Annotated in this window: 22 protein-coding genes and 1 other RNA gene; 8 read left to right on the forward strand and 15 right to left on the reverse strand. The window is 65.6% G+C overall.

From position 1 onward, the window contains the following. Positions 1–18: 18 nt before the first annotated feature. The 9 genes from rnpB to NUU27_RS07750 all read right to left on the reverse strand — a co-directional run bounded on the left by rnpB (position 19) and on the right by NUU27_RS07750 (position 6,847). Positions 19–456: RNase P RNA component class A (gene rnpB / locus NUU27_RS07710), an RNA gene on the reverse strand. An 80-nt stretch (positions 457–536) separates the two neighbouring features. Then, a complete protein-coding gene (locus NUU27_RS07715) occupies positions 537–1,229 on the reverse strand; it encodes a lytic transglycosylase domain-containing protein (RefSeq protein ID WP_257761504.1) in 693 nt (230 codons plus the stop codon). 185 nt (positions 1,230–1,414) lie between these two features. Next, positions 1,415–2,194, reverse strand: a complete 780-nt coding sequence (locus tag NUU27_RS07720) for an N-acetylmuramoyl-L-alanine amidase (RefSeq protein ID WP_257761505.1) — start codon at positions 2,192–2,194, stop codon at positions 1,415–1,417. Continuing rightward, entirely contained in the window at positions 2,191–2,901 is a 711-nt protein-coding gene (locus tag NUU27_RS07725; RefSeq protein ID WP_257761506.1) for a DnaJ family molecular chaperone, read from the reverse strand. Before NUU27_RS07725 ends, NUU27_RS07720 begins: the two co-directional genes overlap by 4 nt. A gap of 155 nt (positions 2,902–3,056) precedes the next feature. Further along, complete coding sequence (locus NUU27_RS07730) at positions 3,057–3,251, reverse strand: hypothetical protein (protein ID WP_257761507.1); 195 nt, start codon at positions 3,249–3,251, stop codon at positions 3,057–3,059. Between the two features lie 153 nt (positions 3,252–3,404). Then, entirely contained in the window at positions 3,405–3,926 is a 522-nt protein-coding gene (locus NUU27_RS07735; RefSeq protein WP_257761508.1) for a winged helix DNA-binding protein, read from the reverse strand. Between the two features lie 2 nt (positions 3,927–3,928). Next, complete coding sequence (locus NUU27_RS07740) at positions 3,929–5,233, reverse strand: TRAP transporter large permease (RefSeq protein WP_257761509.1); 1,305 nt, start codon at positions 5,231–5,233, stop codon at positions 3,929–3,931. Next, positions 5,233–5,784 (reverse strand): TRAP transporter small permease, encoded by a 552-nt coding sequence (locus NUU27_RS07745; RefSeq protein ID WP_257761510.1) that lies wholly within the window; start codon positions 5,782–5,784, stop codon positions 5,233–5,235. Before NUU27_RS07745 ends, NUU27_RS07740 begins: the two co-directional genes overlap by 1 nt. A 91-nt stretch (positions 5,785–5,875) precedes the next feature. After that, positions 5,876–6,847 carry a TRAP transporter substrate-binding protein gene (locus NUU27_RS07750; protein WP_257761511.1) on the reverse strand — a complete coding sequence of 324 codons (972 nt, stop codon included), beginning with the start codon at positions 6,845–6,847 and terminating at the stop codon, positions 5,876–5,878. A gap of 153 nt (positions 6,848–7,000) precedes the next feature. Here NUU27_RS07750 and NUU27_RS07755 point away from each other — a divergent pair, with 153 nt between their 5' ends. The 3 genes from NUU27_RS07755 to NUU27_RS07765 all read left to right on the forward strand — a co-directional run bounded on the left by NUU27_RS07755 (position 7,001) and on the right by NUU27_RS07765 (position 12,769). Next, positions 7,001–10,630: a hydantoinase B/oxoprolinase family protein gene (locus NUU27_RS07755; RefSeq protein ID WP_257761512.1), complete on the forward strand. Its 3,630-nt coding sequence runs from the start codon at positions 7,001–7,003 to the stop codon at positions 10,628–10,630. Between the two features lie 208 nt (positions 10,631–10,838). After that, positions 10,839–12,083, forward strand: coding sequence for a DUF3419 family protein (locus NUU27_RS07760; protein ID WP_257761513.1), 1,245 nt, complete (start codon positions 10,839–10,841; stop codon positions 12,081–12,083). Further along, entirely contained in the window at positions 12,083–12,769 is a 687-nt protein-coding gene (locus NUU27_RS07765; RefSeq protein ID WP_257761514.1) for a class I SAM-dependent methyltransferase, read from the forward strand. Before NUU27_RS07760 ends, NUU27_RS07765 begins: the two co-directional genes overlap by 1 nt. On the opposite strand, the gene NUU27_RS07770 is transcribed toward NUU27_RS07765, so the two are convergent. Next, positions 12,757–14,154: a serine hydrolase gene (locus tag NUU27_RS07770; protein WP_257761515.1), complete on the reverse strand. Its 1,398-nt coding sequence runs from the start codon at positions 14,152–14,154 to the stop codon at positions 12,757–12,759. The genes NUU27_RS07765 and NUU27_RS07770 overlap by 13 nt on opposite strands. Before the next feature lie 129 nt (positions 14,155–14,283). On the opposite strand from NUU27_RS07770, the gene NUU27_RS07775 reads away from it, so the two are divergent. Together NUU27_RS07775 and NUU27_RS07780 are read left to right on the forward strand one after the other, a co-directional pair. Next, positions 14,284–15,093 carry a glycoside hydrolase family 25 protein gene (locus tag NUU27_RS07775; protein ID WP_257761516.1) on the forward strand — a complete coding sequence of 270 codons (810 nt, stop codon included), beginning with the start codon at positions 14,284–14,286 and terminating at the stop codon, positions 15,091–15,093. A 29-nt stretch (positions 15,094–15,122) separates the two neighbouring features. Then, positions 15,123–16,301, forward strand: a complete 1,179-nt coding sequence (locus tag NUU27_RS07780; RefSeq protein ID WP_257761517.1) for a lytic murein transglycosylase — start codon at positions 15,123–15,125, stop codon at positions 16,299–16,301. A 16-nt stretch (positions 16,302–16,317) separates the two neighbouring features. On the opposite strand, the gene NUU27_RS07785 is transcribed toward NUU27_RS07780, so the two are convergent. Together NUU27_RS07785 and NUU27_RS07790 are read right to left on the reverse strand one after the other, a co-directional pair. Then, complete coding sequence (locus NUU27_RS07785; protein WP_257761518.1) at positions 16,318–17,739, reverse strand: cation:proton antiporter; 1,422 nt, start codon at positions 17,737–17,739, stop codon at positions 16,318–16,320. Between the two features lie 24 nt (positions 17,740–17,763). After that, entirely contained in the window at positions 17,764–18,984 is a 1,221-nt protein-coding gene (locus NUU27_RS07790) for an alanine racemase (protein ID WP_257761519.1), read from the reverse strand. 300 nt (positions 18,985–19,284) lie between these two features. On the opposite strand from NUU27_RS07790, the gene NUU27_RS07795 reads away from it, so the two are divergent. Continuing rightward, the gene (locus tag NUU27_RS07795) at positions 19,285–20,208 is read left to right on the forward strand and encodes a DMT family transporter (protein WP_257761520.1); all 924 of its coding nucleotides are present in this window, start codon (positions 19,285–19,287) and stop codon (positions 20,206–20,208) included. Positions 20,209–20,622: 414 nt separating this feature from the next. On the opposite strand, the gene metF is transcribed toward NUU27_RS07795, so the two are convergent. Both metF and NUU27_RS07805 read right to left on the reverse strand, forming a co-directional pair. Next, the gene (gene metF / locus NUU27_RS07800) at positions 20,623–21,546 is read right to left on the reverse strand and encodes a methylenetetrahydrofolate reductase [NAD(P)H] (RefSeq protein ID WP_257761521.1); all 924 of its coding nucleotides are present in this window, start codon (positions 21,544–21,546) and stop codon (positions 20,623–20,625) included. Continuing rightward, positions 21,546–22,565 carry a metalloregulator ArsR/SmtB family transcription factor gene (locus tag NUU27_RS07805; protein ID WP_257761522.1) on the reverse strand — a complete coding sequence of 340 codons (1,020 nt, stop codon included), beginning with the start codon at positions 22,563–22,565 and terminating at the stop codon, positions 21,546–21,548. Before NUU27_RS07805 ends, metF begins: the two co-directional genes overlap by 1 nt. 114 nt (positions 22,566–22,679) lie before the next feature. Here NUU27_RS07805 and NUU27_RS07810 point away from each other — a divergent pair, with 114 nt between their 5' ends. Then, entirely contained in the window at positions 22,680–23,009 is a 330-nt protein-coding gene (locus NUU27_RS07810) for a DUF2293 domain-containing protein (protein ID WP_257761523.1), read from the forward strand. A 90-nt stretch (positions 23,010–23,099) separates the two neighbouring features. Continuing rightward, the gene (locus NUU27_RS07815; protein ID WP_257761524.1) at positions 23,100–24,053 is read left to right on the forward strand and encodes an aminotransferase class IV; all 954 of its coding nucleotides are present in this window, start codon (positions 23,100–23,102) and stop codon (positions 24,051–24,053) included. Positions 24,054–24,060: 7 nt separating this feature from the next. Here the strand turns inward: NUU27_RS07815 and NUU27_RS07820 are convergent, their stop codons facing one another. After that, complete coding sequence (locus NUU27_RS07820) at positions 24,061–25,182, reverse strand: beta-ketoacyl-ACP synthase III (protein WP_257761547.1); 1,122 nt, start codon at positions 25,180–25,182, stop codon at positions 24,061–24,063. Positions 25,183–25,213: the final 31 nt, after the last annotated feature.

Below are 25,213 nucleotides of genomic sequence, written 5' to 3' on the forward strand. Positions count from 1 at the left end.
CATCCCGTTGAAAAGAAAAGCGCCAGCCGGTCTGTAAGCCGGGTTCTGTATGGCCGCACCGCCCGCAGGCGGCGCAACGTGACGGCCATTCCTCTGGGACCGATGTCGCCATCGGCCTCTAGCAACCTACCCGGACGGTCGGGCCGGAAAAAGCCCTGAGGGTTGCCCCTCGCGCCGTCCCTATTCGGTCTTGCTCCCGGTGGGGTTTACCGTGCCGCCTCCGTTACCGGAGACGCGGTGGGCTCTTACCCCACCCTTTCACCCTTGCCCCGCCAGTATTTCGGTTCTCCCGAGCGGGCGACGAACCGAAAGACAGGCGGGGCGGTCTGCTTTCTGTGGCACTTTCCCTGGGGTCTCCCCCGCCGGATGTTATCCGGCACCGTTCTTCCGTGGAGCCCGGACTTTCCTCACGAACAGCCTTTCGGCTCCCGTTCGCGCGGCCGTCCGACCGGCTGGCATGGCGTATAAAGGGTTTCGTGCGGCAAAACGCAACTCAAAACAGACACGTTTCCGCACGAAACCCTCGCATCCCGGGCTCAGCGCCCGAGAATCCGCTTCACTTTCGCGCAATAGGCGGACGAAACCGGGTTCATGCGCTTGGCGCCGTGGCCGGCATTGTATTTGAGGATCGTGCCGCAGGTGGTGCCGCCACCGAGCTTGTGGGCCTGGGCAAGATACTTCATGCCGTATTTGATGTTGGTTTCGGGGTGATAGAGCCCCTTGACCGAGCCACGATAGCCGAGCATGCGGGCCGTGGACGGCTTGATCTGCATCAGGCCCACCTCACCGGCCGAACCGCGTGCGTTCGCACGGTAGTTGCTCTCGATGCGCACCACCGCATGGGCGAGCGACACCGGCACCCCGTAGGCGGAGGCGTATTGGGCGATGATCGTCTGATACGAGCCGCCCTTGGCCGACTTGCTGGCGGAAGTCTTGGCCGACTTGCGCGTGGAAGCCTTGACGGTCTTCCGGGTGCTGGTGGTGACGGAAGAGGTGGTCGTCCGGTCGATCTTGACCGTTTCCGCGGCCTGGCTGCCCCGGCCGCCGCGGATGAAGTCGCGAAGGAGGCTGCCGCCCGCTTCCTCGCCAGTCTTTCCAGCATTCTGGGAGGCCTTCTTGGCAGAGAAGACGGCGATCTGCTCAGCGTAGTTTGGAGTTTCCTCGGCGTGAGACAAAGACGTGGAGACACCGGCAACGAGCGCTGCCGCGAGTAAGTTTCTGATTTTCATTTCGACCCGTAAAATTATCGCCGCAGCGATGCGCGCGGCTGTTGTTTGGCATCAAAGAAGCCGGAAGCAGTACCCCTCGACCTCAACGCGGATCGGTCTTTCGCAGGCGAAGGGGAAACAAAAATGGCGTATCAATTCAAAAATTGTGAACATCCGAAACAAAGCGCTTGCGTGACGGACAAATGTTATCGCCTTCGCGAATCGAGCGGCAGGGCGTCGAGGAGCGCCCGCAGCGTCGAGCAAGTGGAGACGTCGGCCAACCCGTCGACGAGAAGCGGGCGAAAATGCCTCTGGAATTCCCGCACGACAGTGGCCGTCATGGCGTCGTAGGTGCCGGTTGCCGCGATGCCGTAACCGTAGCGTGCCAGCATCCTCTGCAGCGCCACCACCGCCACCCCCTCCTCGCTCGGCTCGAGAATGCGCCCGGCAACCGGCGGCATCGGCTCCACGAAGTGTCCGACGCCCGCCGCCGCCAGCGCGTCCCACGGGAATTTCTCGCCGGGATCGATCTTGCGTCCCGGCGCCACGTCCGAATGGGCAAGCACCCGCTCCGGCGCGATCCCATGGCGGCGGCATATATCCGCGGCCAGGGCGATCACCGCCTCGATCTGCACCGCAGGATAATCCGGAAAGCCCAGAAAGTGCCCGCCATTGGCGATCTCGATCCCGATCGAGAACGAGTTGACGTCGTCCAGCCCGCCCCAGCTTCCCTTGCCTGCGTGCCAGGCGCGGTCCGCCTCGCGCACCATCTGCACGACCCGGCCATCCTCATGCACCAGATAATGGCACGAAACCTCGCTTTCGGGATTGCACAGCCATGCCTGCGCCCCCTCGCCCGTCTCCATGCCCGTATAGTGAAGGACCAGCGCATCGGGCCGCCTGCCATCGCGCCGTTCGCCGAAATTGGGGGACGGGCAGACCGCCGCGCCGGCATGATCCGCAGCGAAGCCGCCCGCTCCGCTCACGCGCCGACCCGTGCCTTCTCGATGCGCTCGAAGGCCGCGTTGATGGCCGCGATCCGCGTGTTGGCGATCGCCAGAAACTCTTCCGGCACGCCCCGCGCGATCAGCCGGTCGGGATGGTTGTCCAGAACCAGCTTGCGGTAGCGCTTCTTGACGTCATCGAAGGTCGCGTCCCGCCCGACACCGAGCACCAGATAGGGGTCGCCGTCCCCCGTGATCGCATGCCGCGACAGGATCTGCTCGAAATGCGCCTCCTCGATGCTGAAGATCTCCGCCACACGCTGCAGGAACTCGTTCTCCCGTTCGTGGATCACCCCGTCTGCCTTGGCGATGTGGAACAGGGCGTCGAGAATATCCTCCAGCACGAGGCAATTCGGCCCGCCATATCCGCACAGGCCCGCCATCTGGCGCGCATAGGCCTCGAAGCCCGCGACATCCTGCTGCGCCAGCCGATAGAGGCGCGAGACGTTGGCCATCTCCTCCCGCGGCACCGCGAAGATCTCGTGAAAGGCCTGCACCTCGTCGGGGGTCACCACGCCGTCCGCCTTGGCCATTTTCGCCGACAGCGCGATGATGGCGATCGAGAAGGCGACCCGGCGCCGCAATTGCGGATCGCCTTCGAACACGGTTCGAACGGCTTCCACCATGGCCGACAGGGCACTGCCGGGAGCACGGGTTATGAAATCGGTGATGCGGTCCCAGAACGTCATGCCGACGTTCTAGCGCATCGGTCCGAAAATCGGAATCGCTTTTCGGAAATGCGTGTCGGAATGGACGGGTGGCGTCTTGATGTGAGTCGCCGGGCGGAAGGCTTTCCTTCCGCCCGGCTCGGACCCGTTGTGGGCCGATCAGAAAATCTGGACGCTCACTGACTCGTGGTGCCCTGATCCGGCTGCGTGGTGTCCGGCGTCCCCTCGGGCGCTGCCGACGGGGCCTCCAGCGGCGCCGTGTCCTGCTGGCCCGGCTCGACGCTCTGCGTCGTCGTGTTGTCGCCTTCGCTGCAGGCAGCGAGCCCCAGAAGGCCCAAGCCGGAAACGAACGCAATCAAGAACTTCTGCATGATAAATTCTCCATTAAATGCGCGTCTTCTGGACGCGTCGGCGCGCGCCCAGCAGCGGGATAATGCAGAGATGGAACCTGGGTTTCGTCACGTTGGGTGACTGCCGGTTACAATCGAGGATTGCCGCAGAAGCCGCCGGCGGCCGGCTTTCGCTCAAAGGCTGGTCGCGCTCCTCGCAGCCTGGTCGTACTGGCCGGAGAGCGACCGCATCACGGCGGCGATGCCGGAAAGCACGTCCTCGTCCAGCTTCAGCCGCTTGGTGCTGGCGACCAGCAACGCTTCGCGCACCTCATGATAGCGCTGGCAGGCGGCGACCCCCTCGGCCGTCGCCCTCACCGTCTTCTCCTTGCCCCGTCGGCCCGTTTTCACCAGCCCCAGGGCGGCCAGCTTCTTGATGGCGTAGGAGACGATGTGCACGTCCTCGATGTTGAACATCATGCACAGTTCGGACAGCGTCTTCTCCCGATTGCGATGCGTCGCCGCATGCAGGATCTGCACCGCCGTGGGCTGCAGCCCCGGCACCCCGGCCGCCGCCATGCAGCGCACCATCCAGCGCTCGAATGAATGGTTCATCACCGTCATCGCGAACTCGATCTCGGAGAGCGCCGGCATCGCGCCCGCCGCCAGATGCGCAGACGATACGACAGGTCCGATCTTCCGTTCGACGTTCGACATCATCACCTCGCGAGCATTGTTTGCGGCAGCCAGAGCGCCAGTTGCGGGAACGCCACGATGAGCACCACCGCGACGATCATCATCAGGAAAAACGGCAGCGTCATGCCGGCCACCTTGAGGATGTTGTGGCCGGTCAGCCCCTGGATCACGAACAGGTTGAATCCCACCGGCGGCGTGATCTGGCTCATCTCCACCACCAGCACCAGATAGATGCCGAACCAGATGATGTCGAGCCCCGCGGCCTCCACCATCGGCAGGATGACGGAGGCGGTCAGCACCACGATGGAGATGCCGTCGAGGAAGCAGCCGAGCACGACGAAGAACAGCGTCAGCGCCGCGAGCAGCGCATAGGGGGAAAGGCCGAGATCGGCGATGAATTGCGCCAGCGCCCGCGGGATTCCCGTGTAACCCATCGCCACCGTCAGGACCGAAGCCCCCGCCAGGATGAGAACGATCATGCAAGAGGTGCGCGAGGCGTTGCGCAGGGCCTCCACAAAGGTCTGCCGCGACAGCGTTCCCGTGAACCACGACAGGGCGAGCGACAGGACCACCCCCACCACCGCCGCCTCGGTCGGCGAGGCAAACCCGCCATAGATCGAGCCGATCACGCCGATGATCAGCGCGAGGATCGGGAACAGCCGCCGCGTCTGCCAGATCCGCGACAGGATGGGAATGCCGGGGTCGGGTTCCGGCATGCGGTTGCGGTTGAGCAGAGCCCAGATGACCGTGTATCCCATGAACAGGATCGCCAGCATGACGCCCGGAATGATGCCGGCGATGAACAGGCGGGCGATCGACTGCTCCGTTGCTGCGCCGTAGACGATCAGGATGATCGAGGGCGGAATCAGCAGACCCAGCGTCCCCGAACCGGCCAGCGAGCCGATGGCCATGCGCTCGTCATAGCCGCGCTTTCTGAGCTCCGGCAGCGACATGCGGCCGATCGTGGCGGTGGTCGCCGCGGACGAGCCGGAAACCGCGGCGAAGATCGCGCAGCCCAGTATGTTGACGTGCAGGAGACGCCCCGGCAGCCGCCGCATCCACGGGGCCAGCCCCGCGAACATGTCTTCGGCGAGCCGCGTGCGGAACAGGATCTCGCCCATCCAGATGAACATGGGCAGGGCCGCCAGGTCCCACGAATTGATGGCGCCCCAGACCGTCGTCGCCATCACCGCGCCCGGCGGCACCGAGACCATCAGGTAGATCGCCATCAGCCCCGCCACCATCAGCGCCAGGGCGACCCACAGACCGCAGGCCAACAGGACGAGCAGAACGAGGCCGAGGATCAGGGAAATCGTCGCCAGATCCATCACAATTCCTCCACTGCCTGCTCTTCGGAGCCGGCATAGGACGGGGCAACGCCGCGCAATGCCATCACCAAATCGTCGAGGAGCGCGATCGCGAAGGCGCCGATGCCGATCGCCATCACGGCCTGCGGGATCCACAAGGGGATGGCGATGATGCCGTAGGAAAGCTCGTTGAAGCGGTGGCTGTCGGCAGCCAGCTTTGCCGCATAGTAGAAGAAGAAGCCGGACAGGGCCGCCGCCACCATCAGCACGCCGATCTCGGTGAAACGCCGCACCCGCTCAGGCAGGAGGCCGATCGCCAGCGTCACGCGGATCTGCACGCCGCCGCGCAACGATCCGGCCAGCGCCAGGAACGAAGCCCCGACCAGGAGGAAGCCGGCGATCTCCGCCAGCGAGGGCACGAGAAAGCCGTAGGGCGGCATGCCGAACAGGCTGAGCGCGGCGTCGGTAACGCGCCCCATGACCTGTGCGAACACAAGCACGGCGATGGCGCAAAGAGCCGCCATGGCCAGCCACTCGGCCAGGCCGTAGAACCAGTCGAGAAACTTCCGCATCGTCTTTTCTCCGCTTCGACGATCGCTCCGCCCGCGGCTTCGCGGGCGTCGAAGGCCGGGCCGCCTGCGGCGCCCGGCCAGGTCAAAGCGGTCAGTTCCTGTAGGCGTCGAGGACGGCCTTGCCTTCGTCGCCCGCCTTGGCGACCCACTCGTCGGCCATGGTCTTGCCGATCGCGGCCAGACCGTCCTTCAGCTCCTGGCTCGGCGCGGTAACGGTGATGCCGTTATCCTTCAACACCTGGGTCTGCTCCTCGGTCTCCTTGACCGAAGCTTCCCAGCCGCGCGTCTCGGCGGTGGCTGCGGCTTCCAGAACCGCCGTCTGCTGATCCTCGGGCAGCGCCTCGAACGCCGCCTTGTTGACGAACACCATGTTGCGCGGCAGCCAGGCCTGGGCATCCGAATAATGCGACAGGAAATCCCAGACCTTGGAATTGGCACCCGTCGACGGCGAGGTGACCATCGCCTCGACGCGGCCGGTCGCAAAGGCGGTCGGCAGGTCGGGCACCTCCACCTGTGTCGGCAGCGCGCCGGCAAGCTGCGCCAGCCGTTCCGTCGCCGCATTGTAGGCGCGCATCTTCAGGCCCTTGAGATCGTCGATCGCGGCGACCTCCTTCTTCGTGTAAATTCCCTGGGGCGGCCACGGCACCGAGAAGAGCAGCTGCAGCCCCTGCTCTTCCAGCTTCGCCGCCAGCACGTCCTTCGACGCGTCATAGAGCTTGCGCGCATCGTCGTAGCTGGTGGCGAGGAACGGAATGGAATCGGCCTCGTAGATCGGGTTCTCGTTGGAGAGGCGCGAGCCGAGGATCTCGCCGATCTGCGCCAGGCCCTGGCGCACGGCGTTCTTGATGTCGGGATGCTTGAACAGCGAACCGTTGGAATGAACGGTGATCTCGAGCCCGCCGTCGGTCGCGGTCTTCACGTCGTCGGCGAACTGGACGATGTTCTGGGTGTGGAAATTGGTGTCGCCGTAAGGAACCGGCATGTCCCACTTCGTCTGCGCGCCGGCAGCAGTGGAAAAGCCGATCCCGGCAGCAAGGATGGCGAACTTGGCAAGCTGGTGCATGTTGATTCTCCCATTGCGTTGCAACGACGGTGGTTTTCTCTTCACGTCGCCAGGCTGGCAGACTGGCACACTCAGATAATATGTCAATAAATTATTGACGTTTTATCCGAGACATGTTTCTCCTGAACGCAGGATAATGCGAAGGGAAGAGCGATGACAGCTGGCAAATGGGATTTCTGGATCGACCGCGGCGGCACCTTCACCGATGTCATCGGCAGGGATCCCCAGGGCGGCCTCCATGCGCGTAAGCTGCTTTCGGAAAATCCGGAAGCCTATGCCGATGCCGGCATCCAGGGCATCCGCGATCATCTCGGCGTCAAACCCGGTGAGCCGATGCCCGCAAACCGCATCGGCGACGTCAAGATGGGCACGACCGTCGCCACCAACGCGCTGCTCGAGCGCAAGGGCGACCGCGTTCTCCTGCTCATCACCAAGGGCTTCCGCGACGCGTTGAAGATCGCCTACCAGGCACGGCCCGACATCTTCGCCAAGCAGATCATCCTTCCCGAGCAGCTCTATGAGCGCGTCGTCGAGGTGCCCGAGCGTCTGCGCGTCGACGGCACGCTGGAGACGGAGCTCGACCTCGATGCCGTGAAGGACGAGATCGCCGCCGCCAGGGCCGAAGGCATCGATGCCGTCGCCATCGTCTTCATGCACGCCTGGAAGTATCCGGCGCATGAAAAAGCCGCAGCAAGCCTTTGCCGGGACTCCGGTTTCTCGCAGGTTTCCGTCAGCCACGAGACCTCGCCGCTGATCAAGCTCGTCGGCCGTGGCGACACCACGGTGGTGGACGCCTATCTGTCCCCCATCCTGGCGCGCTATGTAAGCCGCGTCGCCGGCGAGCTCGGGGTCGATGCCGGTGGGCAGGGTCCCGCTCTCAAATTCATGATGTCGTCGGGCGGCCTCACCGCCGCCGACAAGTTCCAGGGCAAGGATGCCATCCTGTCCGGCCCCGCCGGCGGCGTCGTCGGCATGGTGGAGACGGCAAGGCTCGCCGGCTTCGACAAGGTGATCGGCTTCGACATGGGCGGCACGTCGACCGATGTCACCCATTATGACGGCGAGTATGAGCGCGCCTTCGACACCGAGGTCGCCGGCGTGCGCATTCGCGCGCCGATGATGCGCATTCACACGGTTGCCGCCGGCGGCGGCTCGGTCCTGCACTACGAGGACAACCGCCTGAAGGTCGGCCCGGATTCGGCCGGCGCCAACCCCGGCCCCGCCTGCTATCGCCGTGGCGGCCCGCTGGCGGTCACCGATGCCAACGTCATGCTCGGCAAGCTGCAACCCGACTTCTTCCCGGCGATCTTCGGCCCGAACCAGGACGAGAGGCTGGATGTCGGCACGGTGCGCGAGCGCTTTGCCGAACTCGCCGCCGCGATCGGCGACGGGCGTCCGCCCGAAGCCGTCGCCGAAGGCTTCATCACCATCGCCGTCGAGAACATGGCGAATGCGGTGAAGAAGATCTCCGTCCAGCGCGGCTACGACGTGACGAACTACCTGCTCAACTGCTTCGGCGGCGCCGGCGGCCAGCATGCCTGCCTGGTCGCCGATGCGCTGGGCATGGAAGCGGTCCTGATCCATCCGATGTCGGGCCTCTTGTCGGCCTATGGCATTGGCCTTGCCACCGTCTTCGCCTCCCGTCAGCAAGCGCTTCTGAAGCCTTTCGAGAAGGATTCGCTCGGCGCCATAGAAGCGCTGGCCGCGACGCTGCGCGAAGAGGTGCGCGGCGAGCTCGCCGATCAGGGCATCACCGGCGAGCGCATCGCCTGGCGCACCAAGCTCGAAATCCGCTACGACGGCACCGACACCACACTGCCGGTGGCCTTCGACGATGGTTCGCTGGAAAGCGCCAAGGCGGCCTTCGAAGCGGCCCACAAGGCGCAATTCGGCTTCATCTACGACGACAAGCCCATGGTCGTCGAAGCGGTCAGCATCGAGGGCCTCGACGCCAGCCAGGGAAAACCGCAGGAGCCCTCGCAGGCAACCGACGACGCCAGGCCCGAACCCGGCGAGACGCGCCGCATCTTCTGCGACGGTGCCTGGCATGAGGCCGGCATCTTCCGCCGCGCCGAGCTCAGCCCCGGCAACCGCGTCGCCGGCCCCGCCCTCATCATCGAGGCCAACCAGACCATCGTGGTCGAGCCCGGCTGGCAGGCCGAGATCACGACGCTCGACCATGTCCTGATGCGCCGCATCGAGAAGAAGGCGCGCCTGGCCGCCCTTGGCACCGAGGCCGACCCGGTGATGCTGGAGGTCTTCAACAACCTCTTCATGTCCATCGCCGAGCAGATGGGCGTGACGTTGCAGAACACGGCCTATTCGGTGAACATCAAGGAGCGGCTCGACTTCTCCTGTGCCGTCTTCGACCGCAACGGTGCGCTCGTCGCCAACGCTCCGCACATGCCGGTGCATCTGGGCTCGATGGACCGGTCGGTGGAAACCGTCATCCGTCTCAATCGCGGCAACATCCGCCCCGGCGACGTGTTTGCCCTCAACGCCCCCTACAATGGCGGCACGCACCTCCCCGACATCACGGTCGTGACGCCCGTCTTCGATGAGGCCGGCGAGACGATCCTCTTCTACACCGCCTCGCGCGGCCATCATGCCGACGTCGGCGGCACGGCGCCCGGCTCCATGACGCCGCTTGCCACGACCGTCGACGAGGAAGGCGTGCTGTTCGACAATTTCCACCTGGTCGAACGCGGGAAATTCCGCGAGGCGGAGCTGCACAGGCTGCTCACCGACCATCCCTATCCGGCCCGCAATCCGCACCAGAACATCGCCGACCTGAAGGCGCAGATCGCCGCCAACGAGAAGGGCGTGGCGGAGTTGAGGAAGATGATCGCCCAGTTCGGCCTCGACGTGGTCGAGGCCTATATGGGCCATGTCCAGGACAACGCTGCCGAGGCCGTGCGCCGCGTTCTGGAGCGCCTGCCGGACGCATCGCAATACGAATATCCGACGGACACCGGCCAGATGATCAAGGTCAAGATCACCGTCGACCGGGAAAAGCGCGAGGCGACCGTCGATTTCACCGGCACCTCGCCCGTCATGAAGAACAATTTCAATGCACCAGAACCCGTCACGCGCGCCGCAGTGCTCTATGCGTTCCGTGTCATGGTCGAGGGCTCGATCCCGATGAACGCGGGCTGCCTGCGCCCGGTCAACATCATCATCCCGGAAGGCTGCATGCTGCGTCCCGCCTACCCGGCAGCGGTCGTCGCCGGCAACGTCGAGACCTCGCAGCACGTCACCAACGCTCTGTTCGGCGCCATGAAGGCCATCGCCAACAGCCAGGGCACGATGAACAATCTGACGTTCGGCAATGCCGAGTATCAGTACTACGAGACCATCTGCTCCGGCTCCCCGGCGGGCCGCATGAACGATGGACGCGGCTTCGACGGCGCCTCCGGCGTCCATGTCCACATGACCAATTCGCGCCTCACCGACCCGGAGATTCTCGAGCTGCGCTTTCCCGTACTGCTCGAAGACTTCCACATCCGCCCGGGTTCCGGCGGCAACGGCAAATGGAGCGCCGGCGACGGCACGCGGCGCACCATCCGTTTTCTTGAAACAATGGAATGCGCCATTCTCTCCTCGCACCGCACCCTGCCGCCGCGCGGCGTCGAAGGCGGAGGGGATGGAGAGATGGGCAGGACCGAGGTGCGCCGCGCCGACGGCAGTCTCGAAACGCTGCGGGGATGCGACCAGACGGTCGTCAAGGCGGGCGAGGCGGTGATCGTCACGACGCCGACCGCCGGCGGATTCGGCAAGGCCTGACCGCTTCGGCCCACGTATTCTCTCCCACGCGGTCAATCGATCGACCACCGGGAGGAGGATGCGTGGTCGGTACCGGCAAACCGTCTTCAACAAGCCCGTCACACTCGGTCATCGGGCGTTCACGCGCGTGTCATGGAAGCGCATTAGCCCCTCATGGAAAGACTGAGGGGTCACCCCCCCTCATGGGAAAGATTGAGGGGAGAGACCCATGACAGATCTTTCGGCAGGCACCGGCCTTTCCACCCGCCGCCATCTCGGCAAGGCCGTCTACCAGAACCGGGCGGCCTCGCGGGCGGGCCTTTCCGAAAGGCTCTTCACCCTCCTGTTCTCGGGCCTTGTCTATCCGCAAATCTGGGAAGATCCTGCCGTGGACATGGCGGCGATGGAGCTCGACGAGAGCCACCGCATCGTCACCATCGCGTCGGGCGGCTGCAACGTACTCGCCTATCTCACCCGCCAACCGGCCAGGATCGACGCGGTGGATCTGAACGCCGCGCACGTCGCCCTCAACCGCCTGAAACTGACCGCCTTCAGGACGCTTCCCTCGCATGCCGACCTGCTGCGCTTCTTCGGCGCCGCCGGCGACCCGGCCAACGCCGCAGCCTATGAGCGCTTCATCGCCCCCGCACTCGACGGGAAGTCGCGCAGGCACTGGGAACGGCCCGGCCTGCTCGGCCGGCGACGCATCACCGCCTTCAACCGCAATTTCTACAAGACCGGCCTGCTCGGCCTGTTCATCGCCACCGGACACGCCGTGGCGCGCTTTTATGGCGTCAACCCGGCCGACATCATGAAGGCCCGCTCGATGCGCGAGCAGCGCGTCTTCTTCGACGACCATCTGCGGCCGCTTTTCGACCGCGGCCTGGTGCGCTGGGCAACCTCGCGCAAGGCGTCGCTGTTCGGCCTCGGCATCCCGCCGGCGCAGTACGATTCGCTGATCACCTCCGGCAACGGCACGATGGCCGAGGTGCTGTCGAGCCGGCTCGAGAAGCTCGCCTGTCATTTCCCGCTCAGGGAGAACTACTTCGCCTGGCAGGCTTTCGCCCGCCGCTATCCCTCGCCGGATGAGGCCGCCCTGCCCGCCTATCTCGACGCCAGGCATTTCGCCACCATCCGGGCCGCGGCCGATCGCGTGACGGTGCATCACGCCAATCTGGTCGACATGCTGCGTGCAAAGCCGGCGCAGAGCGTCGATCGCTACGTGCTGCTCGACGCGCAGGACTGGATGAACGACGATCAGCTCAACGCGTTGTGGAGCGAGATCACCCGCACCGCCGCTCCCGGCGCCCGCGTCATCTTCCGCACGGCTGCCGCCCCGTCGCTTCTGCCGGGCCGGGTGGCCGATCGGCTTTTGAAGCAATGGCGCTACGAGAAGATCCGCTCGCGCGAGCTGAGCGCCAACGACCGCTCGGCGATCTATGGCGGTTTCCACCTCTACGTGAAAGCCGCCTGATGGGTGCGGCCTCGCAGACGGTCAGCCATGCCCGGCTGATGGACGGCGTCTATCGCCGCCAGCGCCACATCTACGATCTCACCCGCAAATTCTACCTGCTCGGTCGCGACGGCCTGATCGCCGGGCTCGACGTGCCGCGCGGCGGCGCCGTCCTGGAGCTCGGCTGCGGCACGGGGCGCAACATCGCACTGGCCGCCGAGCGTTTCCCGCACGCGCTCTTTCACGGTCTCGACATCTCGCGCGAGATGCTGGCGACGGCCCGCCGGCGCATGCAGCGCGAGCGCATCGGCGGCATCGTCAGGCTCGCCGAGGCCGATGCGTCCGCCTTCAACGCCGATGCCCTGTTCGGACGCCGCACCTTCGACCGCGTCTTCATCTCCTATTCCCTGTCGATGATCCCGCCCTGGCGGGAGACCATCGCCGCCGCCCTTGACTGCGTCGCCCCCGGCGGCTCGCTGCACATCGTCGATTTCGGACGACAGGAGCGCCTGCCGGGCTGGTTCCGCACCGGACTGCGCCGTTGGCTGGCGGCCTTCCATGTCGCTCCGCGCGATATGCTGCGCGAGGCACTGGAATCGGAATGTCAGAAACGCAGCGCAAGCCTGCGTTTCGATTCGCTTTTTCACGGTTACGCCGTCAGCGCAGTCATTCGCCTGCCGCCGGGCGGCTCGTCCTATTCGAGCTGACCGGGAAGCTTCGCCAACGCCTCCACCAGGGCCTGCGGCTTGTATCCGAGCGAGGACGGCGTCAGCCCCATGCGCACGACCACCATGCGCAGCGAGGGAATGACGGTGATGGTCTGCCCGTCGTGCCCGAGCATCCAGAAGGCGTCCGGAGGCAGGTCGAACCCCTCGTCCTCGGGCACGCCGCGCGGCGTGTTGGCGCGCGGGCCATGCAGCCAGACATGCCGGCCGTATTCGCCGTTCGAGGCCCTGGTCGGCGTCCGCATCCAGTGCACCCAGCCCTCCGGCAGCAGGCGCTCGCCCTTCCAGACGCCGTCCTGCAGCAGGAGCTGTCCGAACCGCGCCCAATCGCGCGCCGACGCATAAAGGTTGGAGGAACCGACATAGGTTCCCCGCGGGTCCGTCTCGAAGACGGCGCTGTTCATGCCGATGCGCTGGAACAGGGCTTCATGCGGCCAGGCGAGCGCGTCCCGGGGCTCGTCGAACGCGTTCTGCCAGATGCGCGACAGCAGTATGCTGGTGCCGCTCGAATAGCTGAACACGCCACCCACCGGCCCCACCAGCGGCTTGTCGGCCGCGAAGCCAGGCATGTCCGGCTGCAGATAGAGCATGCGCGTGACATCCGTCACATCGCCGTAATCCTCATTGAACTGCAGCCCGCTCTGCATGCCGAGCAGATCGGCGATGGTGATCCCGGCGCGCTCGTCGTCGCTCCATTCGGTCAGCAGGTGGTCGTCGTCCACGGAAAGCCGCCCGGCCTTCACCAGGGTGCCGACAAGCACCGCCGTCACCGTCTTCGTCATCGACCAGCCGATCAGGGGCTGGGAGAAATGCGCCACGTCCGCGCCATAGCGCTCGCCGATGATGCGGCCGTTCTGCACGACGATCACCGCACGCATGCCGGGGCCGGTCAGGGCATCGTCGGCAAGGAGCTCGGCCACCTCGGGATAGCGGGCGGCATCGATGGCAAGCCCGTCTGGCCATTGATCGGCGCCGCGCGGGGCCGGCTCCGGCAGGTCGATCCGCGCTCCCATCGCCGCCGTCAGATCGCCGTCGGGCACCGCAACGCAGCCGGTTCCACCGCGGAAGACCGCCAGCCCTTGGCCGAAGACGCCGAACAGCCCCGTATGCACCGTCGCATCCGCCGCATCGACCCGCACCCGCATCAGCTTCAGGAGCGGATGGCCCGGCGCCTGCACGTCGTTGCGCAGCACCGTTTCGGGGTCTCGCCCCGCGATGAACACGTTTGAGCAGATGATCTTCGCCGCGTAGCTCGATCCGAGGCGTATGAGGGCCGGTGGCGCAGCGTAGAGCCAGACCGCGCCGGCAATCAGCGCCACGACCAGGAGACCTGCCGTCCATTTGAAAAGCGAAAAGACCTTGCGCATCCCTCTCTCTTCTTTCCTGCTGCCGCTTCGTGCAAGCCGCCGCGTGACAGTGACGAGGCCGCGAAGTTGGCTTATTCCTTAAGCAAAATCGTTTCTTCTGATTCGCATCTCGGGGGACCGTCGCTGATCATGCGTCGATTGCTGGCCGTCAGTCTATTCGCTTTCCTTGTCGGCTGTTCGACGGTCGACTACGATTTCTCCGACGTCTCCGGGACGGCGCGTCCCTCCGCGGCTTCGGCGGCGCAGACCACGAGGCTGCGCTTCGCCGACACGGATCCGCACGAGTGGGAGGGCGGCGCACCCTGGCACTACTCCGTGCATGGCACCGACGTCGCCAAGTACCAGGCCGACATCGACTGGCACAAGGTGAGCCGGAACGGCATCTCCTTCGCCTTCATCAAGGCGACCGAAGGCGGCGACCGGGTCGACGACTATTTCGCCCGAAACTGGCGTGCCGCGAAGGCCGCCGGCATTCCCCGCGGTGCCTATCATTTCTACTATTTCTGCCGCCCGGCGATCGAGCAGGCACGGTGGTTCATCCGCAACGTGCCGCGTGAGGCAATCGCCCTGCCGCCGGTGCTCGACATGGAGTGGAACCCCCAGTCGCCGACCTGCAAGATCCGGCCGCCGGCCGAGACCGTCCGTTCGGAAATGCGGATCTTCCTCGAAGAGGTCGAGCGTCATTACGGCAAGCGCCCCATCATCTACACCTCGATCGACTTCTTCGACGACAACGGCCTTCGGCGTTTCAAGGGATATCCGTTCTGGCTGCGCTCCGTGGCCGGCCATCCGGATGACAAATATTCCAATCATCCTTGGGTGTTCTGGCAGTACACCGGCACGGGTGTCGTGCCCGGCATCGAGGGAAATGCCGACATCAACGTCTTCAACGGCAACGCCAGCGCCTGGCGCAATTGGCTGCAGGCCCACGCGCGCTGACACCGTCGCAAGGATTCAAGGAGAGTTTCATGCACGCAAAGACAATGGCGCTCGGCATCCTGGCCGCATTCGGAATTGCGAATGGAGCCGCGGCACAGGAATGCGGCGGCGATTTCAATGCCTGGCGCCAGGCGCTGAAGGCGGAAGCGGCCGCAGACGGCGTCGGCGAACGCGGCCTGTCGGCCTTCGACGGCGCGCGGATCGACCAGGCTGTGCTGCAGCGCGATCGTGCGCAGGGCGTCTTCAATCAGACGTTTGCGGAGTTCTCCGGCCGGATGATCAACGACTACCGGCTGAAGAACGGTGCCGCCAACCTGCGCAAATACGCCGACACCTTCGCCCGCGCCAACAACGAGTTCGGCGTGCCGGGGCCCGTCATTGCCTCGTTCTGGGCACTCGAGACCGATTTCGGTGCCGTTCAGGGCGATTTCTCCACCCTCAATGCACTCGCCACCCTGGCCCATGATTGCCGCCGCCCGCAGATCTTCCGCCCGCAGCTCGTCTCCCTCCTGCACCTGATCGACCAGGGCTGGGTATCGGCCGACGTGACCGGCGCCTGGGCCGGCGAGATCGGCCAGATGCAGATGCTGCCCTCCGACTATTACACCAAGGGCGTTGACGGCGACGGGGACGGCCGGGTCGACCTGAAGGGCAGCGCCCGCGATGCCATCCTGACGGCGGCGAAGAACCTGCAATCGCTCGGCTGGAAGCCCGGACAGCCCTGGCTGGAAGAGGTGCGCATTCCGGACCGGATGCCATGGGAGAAGACCGGTCGCGTCAACAGGCTGCCGCGCTCCGAATGGGCCGCGATGGGCGTCACCCGGCGCGACGGCAGCCCGCTCGAGAACGACGGCCTTCAGGCGGGGCTCATCCTGCCCATGGGCTACAGGGGCCCGGCCTTCCTCGCCTTCGACAATTACGACGTCTATCTGGAATGGAACCAGTCGCTGGTCTACACGCTGACGGCAGCGCATCTGGCCGCCCGCCTCGACGGCGCGCCGCGCTATGACGTCCGCACGCCCGAACAAGGGCTTGCCCCGGAGGTGATGAAGCAGCTTCAGCAGAAGCTGGCCGAACGCGGCCACGACGTCGGCAAGATCGACGGCATTCTCGGGGCCGGCACGAGGGAAGCGGTGCGCCAGGAGCAGATCCGCCTCGGCTTCCCTGCCGACGGCTGGCCGACGCCGACCTTGTTCTCGAACCTGTGATCCCGGGGCCGGCAGGCTATCCCGCTTTTTGGGAGGGAGGCTCCGCCGGCTCGCTCTGCGCGGAGGCAGGCACGGCGTCTTCCGCGACCTGCTCCGCGCGGCTCGCGGCTGCCTTTGCCGCCTTCTCCAGCGCCCGGCGCGCCCGCCACTTGCGCAGGGTCATGCGTCCGGCCCGGTAGCGCGCCCTCACCCACCACAGGCCCTCGCCCACATTCTCGATCTCATCCGCATAAGCCTCGGAGAGCGCCTGCCGGTACGAGGAAAACCCTTTCGCCGCGACCTCGTCGATGCGGTGCATCACCGACATCCAGGCCGGCGAGACGAGAAGCGAGATCGCCGTCACGGCGATCGCCAGCCGGTAGCTGTCCTGGCCGAGCGCCCCGGCCGACAGGCCGGCGGCGGCAAGCACGAACGAGAACTCGCCGATCTGCGCCATCGACAGGCCGCCGATCAGCGCCGTGTTGCGGCCATGCCCCGTCATGCGCAGGAGGAACACGTTGAGCAGCGTCTTCGCGGCGATCACCACCAGCGCCGCCCCCGACACCATCCAGAAATTGTTCCAGATGTAGGAGAGATCGAACAACAGGCCGATCGACAGGAAGAACACCACCACGAGCACGCTCTGGATCGGCTCTATGACGGGGATGATGCGCGCCCGCAGCGTCGAATTGCCGACGATAATGCCGGCGACGAAGGCACCGTAGGCCGGCGACAGGCCGAGAACGCCCGTGAACGCGGCCGCCCCGAAGCAGGCGCCCATGGCGCCGAGCGCCAGGATTTCCACATTGCCGCCGATCTGTTCCGCGAATGGGGCCCGCAGCTTGCCGCGCCGGCCAAGCCACCATAGCAGCCAGGCGAGAAACCCCACCGCCAAGGCCACCTTGGCCGCCACGGAGACGAAGCCGGTTTCGGAACCGCCCAGCGCCGAGACGATGATCAGCATCGGAACGACCGCGATGTCCTGCGCGATCAGCACGGCGATGGCGATCCGGCCCGCCTCGCCGCGCAGTTCGTCCATGTCGTCGAGCATCTTCATGGCCACGACCGTGCTCGACAAGCCGACGATGAAGCCGAAGATCAACCCTTCGGAAAGCCGCGCCCCGCCGGTCCACGCAATGGTAAAGCCGATAGCGAGCGCCACCGCAAGCTGTCCGAGCGCCACCAGAACGGCGGGCCTCAGGCTCATGACGAAGGCGCGCAGCGACAGCTCCATGCCGATGAAGAACAGGAGCATCAGGACGCCCATCTCGGCGAGCGCCGTCACGCTGTCCGAATTGCCGATCAGTCCGAAACCCGTCGGGCCCAGCACGACGCCGGCCAGGATGAACCCGACCAGCGGCGGCTGCTTCAGGCGCATCAGCCCCAGCCCGAGCGCGATCGCCACCAGGATGACGAACGCCATCTCGGTCAACGGAACGGCATGCGTCTCTGCTTCCAAAACCGTGATCCTTTCCGTTTCCGGTCAGTCCGCCATCGTCTCGAGGCTGGCGAACCCCTCCGGCGCCTTCCCGGCGTCGAAGGGTCTTTTCACCTCGACGAACGTATCCGGGTAAAAGCCGTTGAAACGGGTTCTGAGCGCCATGGAATAGGCGCCGATGTGGCCGATCTCGATCCAGTCGCCGGTATCCACAGTTTCCGGCAGCCAGAACGGGCGCGACAGGATGTCGACGGAATCGCAGGTCGCCCCGCAGACGCGGAACGGCACCAGGGTCTGCGCATCGCCGTTGCGGCTGCGGATCGCCGGATCGGGTATGAAACGCGCCGGCAGGGTGATCTTGCCGGTCCATGAATCGGACAGCGACGCCCAAATCCCGTCATTGATGTAGAGCCTGCGCCCCTTGCGCAGAAGCACCCGCACGATGAGCGAGAATGCCCGCGCCACAACCACCCGGCCGGGCTCGGCCACCAGGGGCATCTCATCGAACCCCCACTCGACGATGTCCTGCCGCAGACGCGCCATGATCTCCTGGAGCGACGGCATCTCCGGCTTCTTGCGGTTCGGATCGTGGCCATACTCGGCCGGAAAGCCGCCGCCGACGTCGAGGCCGGCGAGCGCGACACCCGCCCGGCCGCGCACCCAGTCTGCCGAGGCGAGCGCCCGCTCATAGGTGTCGGGGTCCTGGATCTGCGAGCCGACATGGAAGCATATGCCGACCTTGTAGCCGTGCCGGTCGAGCCGCTGCAAAAGCTCCACGGCCTGTGCCGGCCCGGCGCCGAACTTCTTCGACAATTCGTAGGCTGCATGGCCCTTGGTCTGGATGCGCACGAAGACGGTCAGCGTGCCCGGATCGACGTCGAGCGCCCGCACGACGCGAATCAGCTTCGCAACCTCGTCCTCATGGTCGACGGCGATCACGCGGATACCGTATCCCTCGAGCGCCAGGCGAATGTCCGACTGTGCCTTGACCGGGTGCATGTAGAGCATCTCGGCGCCCGGCGCGACGGCCCGCACGGCGGCGAACTCGGCGGGCGAGGCCACGTCGAACGCCTCGACGCCCGCCTCCGCCAGGGTCTTCAGCACCAGCGGCTCGCCATTCGTTTTCACCGCATAGGCCGTCTTGCCGGGAAATTCCTTCATGAAACCGCGGGCATCGGCCTTCAGAACCTCCGGCCTGAAGCAGTAGACAGGGTGATCCGGCCGCAGCTCGAGGGCGACATCTCGGGCGGTTTCAAAAACCTGCATCAGCATCTCCGATTCGTTCACGCGGGCGCTGCGTGTCGAGCCCGGGGTCAGGACCTACCGGCATCACCACAATGGCGTTCGGGAGGCATGCTGCAGGAAATCAGGGCTTCCTGTAAACACGCCGACGGCGACTTTTCCCGTACCCTGGCTCCTGGGCCGGATTCGGGTGGCCGATTGACCGCCCCTCGCCTATGCCTCGTTATGCGCGGCTAGAGCGGGATCAGGAAAAGTGTGAAGCGGTTATCCGCCCGCATCCCGTTCTAATTCTTTGATTGCGATCGCGATGATCCGGAGAATGAGATGACTGTCGAAACCGAGAGGCGACCAGCCGTCCGGCAAATGTCCTTGCAGAACTGGGGACTCGTCCTGCTGCTCGGCCTCGTCTGGGGCGGATCCTTCTTCTTCGCCCGCATCGCCGTCGCCGAGATGCCGCCGCTCATGCTGGTGATGTACCGGGTGGTGATCGCAGCGGCCTTTCTGCAATTGTGGCTGCTGTTCAACGGCACGTCCTTCCGCCTGGCCCTGCCCCATGCGGGCGGCTTTCTCGCCCTTGCCACCCTCAACAACGTCATTCCCTTCTCGCTGATCTTTCTCGGCCAGACGGAGCTCGGAGCAGGCCTCGCCTCCGTGCTCAACGCCACGACGCCCTTCTGGACGGCGATCCTCGCCCATTTGTTCACGACGGACGAAAGGCTCACCCTGCCGAAGATCGTCGGCATCCTGTTCGGCATCGCCGGCACGGCGGTGATGATCGGCCCCGGGCTCCTGGCCGGCCTTGGCGGGCCGATCTGGGCGAAATTCGCCCTGGTCGGCGCGGCATTCTCCTACGGTCTCGCCTTCATCTATGCACGGCGCTTCCGAACCCTGCCGTCACCGGTCGTCGCCACCGGGCAGCTCACCGCCTCCAGCGTCATCATGATCCCTCTGGTGCTCGCCCTCTACGGCACGGGAGAGCTCTTTACCTTCAGCGACCAGGTCTGGGCGGCGACGGTTTCGCTCGCCGTCCTTTCCACCACCTTCGCCTATCTCATCTACTTCCACGTGCTGGCGACGGCCGGGGCGACGAACGCCTCCCTCGTCACCTTCGTCGTCCCTGTCAGCGCCATTCTGCTCGGCGCGGTTTTTCTTCAGGAACGGCTGGAAAGCTTCGAATTCGCCGGCATGGCGCTGATCGCGGTCGGCCTCATCACCATCGACGGTCGGCTGTTTCGCCCAAGGCGATGACCGCTCTCCGGCGTCTTGGGGAGGGTCTACGACTTTCGTCCAATTTGTTAACACAAAGTGAATCGGGGCGATTGCCCAGCAAATTCAAAAGCCACAGCCGGGGAGCGGACGGATTTTCCGCATTTGTGCCGCAGCGCAGCATAAAATCCGCTTGCTGCCGGCCGGCCAGTCTCTCTAGAATCCGCCCGTTGATAAGCAGAGGAGGCTTTGCCATGGGACTGACACGGCCTGTCAATGCACTGATGATTTGTGCGGCATTCGTTTTCATCGGCGCCCTCATCATGGGCGTCCTGCCATAGGCCGGTAAGGCGCCGCCGGGAGGCGGGCGGCTACGCGCCATTTGTTGCTTAGAAAAAGAAAAAGGGCCGGAAGATCCGGCCCTTTTGTTGTCCTGCAAACCTGCGGCCCGTTGCGTCACGCCGCAGCCGGCTGCCTTCGATCACCGCCCTCGCCGCCGGCCCGGATGCCGATCATGTGGCAGATGGCGAAGACAAGGTCCGCACGGTTCATCGTGTAGAAGTGAAAATCGTCGACGCCGCGCTCGATCAGGTCGAGCACCTGCTCGGCGGCAACGGCGGACGCCACCAGCGCATGGATCTGCGGCTCATTCTCCAGCCCCTCGAACCGCTCGGCCAGCCAGCTCGGTACATGCGCACCGCAGCGACCGGCGAAATTGGCGACCTGCGAGAAATTGTGCACCGGCAGGATGCCCGGCACGATGGGGATGTAGATGCCGGCCCGCCGGGCACGCTCGACGTAACGCTCGTAGAGATCGTTGTCGAAGAAGAACTGCGTGATGGCGCGCGTCGCCCCGTTGTCGACCTTGCGCTTCAGCATGTCGATGTCGGTCGCGAAATCGGGGCTCTCGGGATGCTTTTCCGGATAGGCCGAGACGGAGATGTCGTAATCCCCCTGCCGTCTCATCGCTCCGACCAGTTCCGCGCCGTTGGCATAGCCGCCGGGAAACGGCTGATAGGCATCGCCCACGCCGGAGCTCGGATCGCCACGCAGCGCCACGAAACGCTTCACGCCCATGGCGACGAACTCGCCGATCACCTGGTCGACGTCCTCGCGCGTCGCGTCGACGCACGTCATATGCGCCGCCGGCGTGAGGGCGGTTTCCGCGAGAATGCGCTTGACCGTGCGCGCGGTGCGCTCACGCGTCGAGCCACCGGCGCCGTAGGTCACCGACACGAAGGACGGCGCCAGCGGTGCGAGCCTCGTCACCGTTTCCCAGAGCCGCGCCTCCATCGCATCCGTCTTGGGCGGAAAGAACTCGAACGACACACGGAGCTTGCCGGCCGTGTCCGGCCGGCGGGAAAAACGCGTTTGCGGCATCAAGCCGTCTCCTTTTGAGCATCCGCCGGCACCTTGCCGTCGGCAATCAGCATGCGCCGGTCCTGTGCGAGCCAGAGCTTGACCGTCAGGCCTTTCCCGGCATCTCCCCGCGGCGCGAATTCGACGGTTTCGACGAGGTCGAGCCCTGCCTCGTCGAGCCATTCGGCGATCTGGCCGTCGGCGATGCCGAGCCGCATATGCGCATGCTCGTCGCGCAGGAACTCGAGCGCGTGCGGAGCGAAATCGACGATCACCAGCCTGCCGCCCGGCCGCAAGAGTCTCGCCGCCTCGTTGATCGCCACGCCCGGCCTGTCCAGATAGTGCAGCACCTGGTGAATGGTCACCAGGTCATGCGCGTCGCGCTCGACCGGTGGCGCGCCGATGTCGCCGAGCCGCACCTGGGCGTTGGCGATGCCCGCTCGGTCGAGATTGGCGCGTGCGACGGCCAGCATCTCGCGTGACAGGTCCACCCCGACGCCCCGCTGATAGAGCGGAGCGAAAAGCTCCAGAAGCCGGCCCGTGCCGGTCCCCAGGTCCACCATAGACTGGAAGGGCCGCTCGCCGACGAGCTTCCTCAACCCCTCCTCGACGGCCTTGTCCGGCACATGCAGCGAGCGGATCTCGTCCCAGCTCGCCGCATTGCGCGAAAAATACTCCGCCGCCCGCTCCTCGCGCCGCCGCTTGATCGCGGCAAGGCGTTCCAGGTCGCGGTCGATCACCGGGTCGCCGCGATCGAGACGCGCCACCACGCCGTCGACGAATTCGCGCGCCGCATCCTGGTCCGACAGCCGGAAATAGGCCCAGGATCCCTCCTGGTAGCGGACGATCAGTTGCGCCTCCAGGAGCAGCTTCAGGTGCCGCGAGACGCGCGGCTGCGATTGGCTGAGGATCTCGGTCAGGTCGGTCACCGTCAGATCGCCCTGAGACAGGAGCATGAGGATGCGCAGTCGGCTTGTCTCGGCCGCCGCCTTCAATGTGTCGACCATCTGGTCGAGATGGATTGCCGGGCGCGTCAGCATGCGCTCCTCCTGATACATATAAAGATATGTTTATATCGTTTGGGCTTGCTTGGCAAGCGGAGGCGGTCCAGTGTGGCCGGGAAACTGCATGATGGGAACGCGAGGGTTGGCCGCATGAAGAGCGCTCCCACCGCCCGGCGCCGCGCGGTCGACAAGGCATTGACCCTGCTCCTGCCGTGGGCGCCCTTTGCCGACGCCGAAGCGATCCGCAGGCTCGCCGACGACCGCAAGCTGCGCACGCTGCCGCCCGCCATCGCCGTCTGGCTCGCCGCCGTCACGCACATCCGTCACGAGCACACGGGCTACGATGCGCTGCTCGGCGAGGGCTACGAGCGCGACGCGGCCCGCCATTTTGTGGTGGACGACATCAATGCCGTGCTCACCCGCTGGCGCGCCACGCGCCTGCTCGATCCCGAGGAGGGCGACATCGGCGGCGAGGTGTAGCAGCGTGCGCGGCGTTTCTGGTTCTATCGCCCGGGCACGCCGCTGCTACACTTCCGTGGGAAAGGGTGCGTAACGTCGCAGGAGGAGAGCATGGACCAGGAAATCCAGCACCCGGCGCTTCCGGAAGTATCGGAACGCCATCGCGACCCGCACCGCTATCCGCAGGGCATCGCCTTTCTCGACGGCCAGTATGTGCCGATGGCCGAGGCGAAGATCTCGGTGCTCGACTGGGGCTTCCTCCATTCCGATGCCACCTACGACACGGTGCATGTGTGGAACGGCCGCTTCTTCCGTCTCGACCTGCATCTGGAGCGCTTCTTCGGCGGTCTGGAAAGGCTGCGCATGTCGATCCCGCACGACCGCGCCGCGGTGGCGGAGATCCTGCACAATTGCGTGGCGCTTTCCGGCCACCGTGCGGCTTATGTGGAGATGCTGTGCACGCGCGGGGCCTCTCCCACCTTCAGCCGCGACCCGCGCGATGCGGTGAACCGGTTCATGGCCTTCGCGGTCCCTTACGGCTCCGTTGCCAACACCGAGCAGATGGAGCGCGGCCTGCACGTAGCGATCAGCGACGCGGTGCGCATTCCACCCTCCTCCATCGACCCTGCGATCAAGAACTACCATTGGCTCGATCTGGTGCGGGGCCTCTACCAGGCGTACGACCGGGGCGCCGAGACGGCCCTGCTGCTCGACACCGATGGCAACGTGGCCGAGGGGCCGGGCTTCAATGTCTTCGCCGTCACGGCCGGCAGGCTCGTCACGCCGGCAAGCGGCGTGCTGCCCGGCATCACGCGGCGCACGGTGTTCGATCTGGCCGCCGCGCTCGATCTGCCAGCCGACGCGGCGCCGCTGACGCGGCAAGCGCTGCAGGCGGCCGACGAGGTGTTCATCACCTCGACCGCCGGCGGCATCATGCCGGTGACGAGGGTCGATGGCCGGGCCATCGCCGACGGCCGCCCCGGCGCGGTGACGAGGCGGCTGAAGGATCTCTACTGGAAGAAGCACGAGGATGCGGACTGGACGACGCCTGTCCGCTATCCGTGAGCGAAGCTCACATCATGCGCATCAGCGCGCCGCCGATGGAGTAGCCGGCGCCGAAGGCGCACAGCAGGCCGTGCTCGCCGGCCTTCATGTCCTCGTGGTTTTCCTTGAGCGCGATGATCGCGCCGGCTGCCGCCGTGTTGCCGAGCCGATCGAGCACGGTCGGCGCCCGGTCGTGCCCCACCTCGCCGCCGAAGGCGAGCTTGAGGATCATGGCGTTCATGCGGGCATTCGCCTGGTGCAGCCAGAAGCGGCGCACCGTGTGCGGCGTATAGCCGTGCTCTGCCAGGAAATCGACGATGAACTTGTGCCCGGCAACGGTCACGTCCTTGAAGACCTTGTTGCCGTTCTGCTTGATCAGATTGCCTTCCATGGCGAGGTAGGAAGGATCGTCCTGTGCCAGCCGGCTGACGAAGCCGAAATTGGTGCGGATGTTGTTGGAGAACTGCGTCCAGCTCCGCGTGTCGACGATCTCGAACCGGCCCGGCCGCTCCTCCGTGGCGCCCAGCGCCTCGATCAGGACGCCCACCGACGCGTCGCCGAAGATGAAATGCGTCTGCCGGTCGCGGAAGTTGAGATGCGCGGTGATCAGTTCCGGTGTCACCACCAGAACGCGGCGATGCGCGCCGGCCCGCACCAGATTGGTCGCCACGTGCAGGCCGGCCAGCGCCGAAGAGCAGCCGAGCCCCATGTCGAAACCCGCCCCGCTGGTGCCGAGCGCCTTCTGGATCTCGATGGCGATTGCCGGATAAGGCCGCTGGTGGTGGGCCGAGGCACAGATCACCAGATCGACGTCCCTGGCCGCCACGCCGGCATGGTCGAGCGCCTTTCGCGCTGCAGCAACGCCGAACTCGGCCATGACCGAGAGATCGTCGTCGGCACGCGCGGGAATGTTCGGCGCCATGCGCTTCGGATCGAGTATCCCTTCCCGCTCATAGACATGGCGGCGCTTGATGCCGGAGGCGTTCTCGATGAAGGCCGCATCGGATTTCGCCAAGGGCGGCAGGCCTTTGGCCGCCCGCCTAGGGTTCTCGACATCAACCCAGCTGTTGAAACTTTCGACCAGTTCCTCGTTGGAAATCGAGGCTTCCGGTATCTCCACGCCGATGCCACCGACGCAGACACGCGTCATTCCATTGGAATGGTGCATTGCGAAATCAGAA

This window comes from Nitratireductor sp. ZSWI3 (assembly GCF_024655565.1).
Classification (GTDB): Bacteria; Pseudomonadota; Alphaproteobacteria; order Rhizobiales; family Rhizobiaceae; genus Nitratireductor.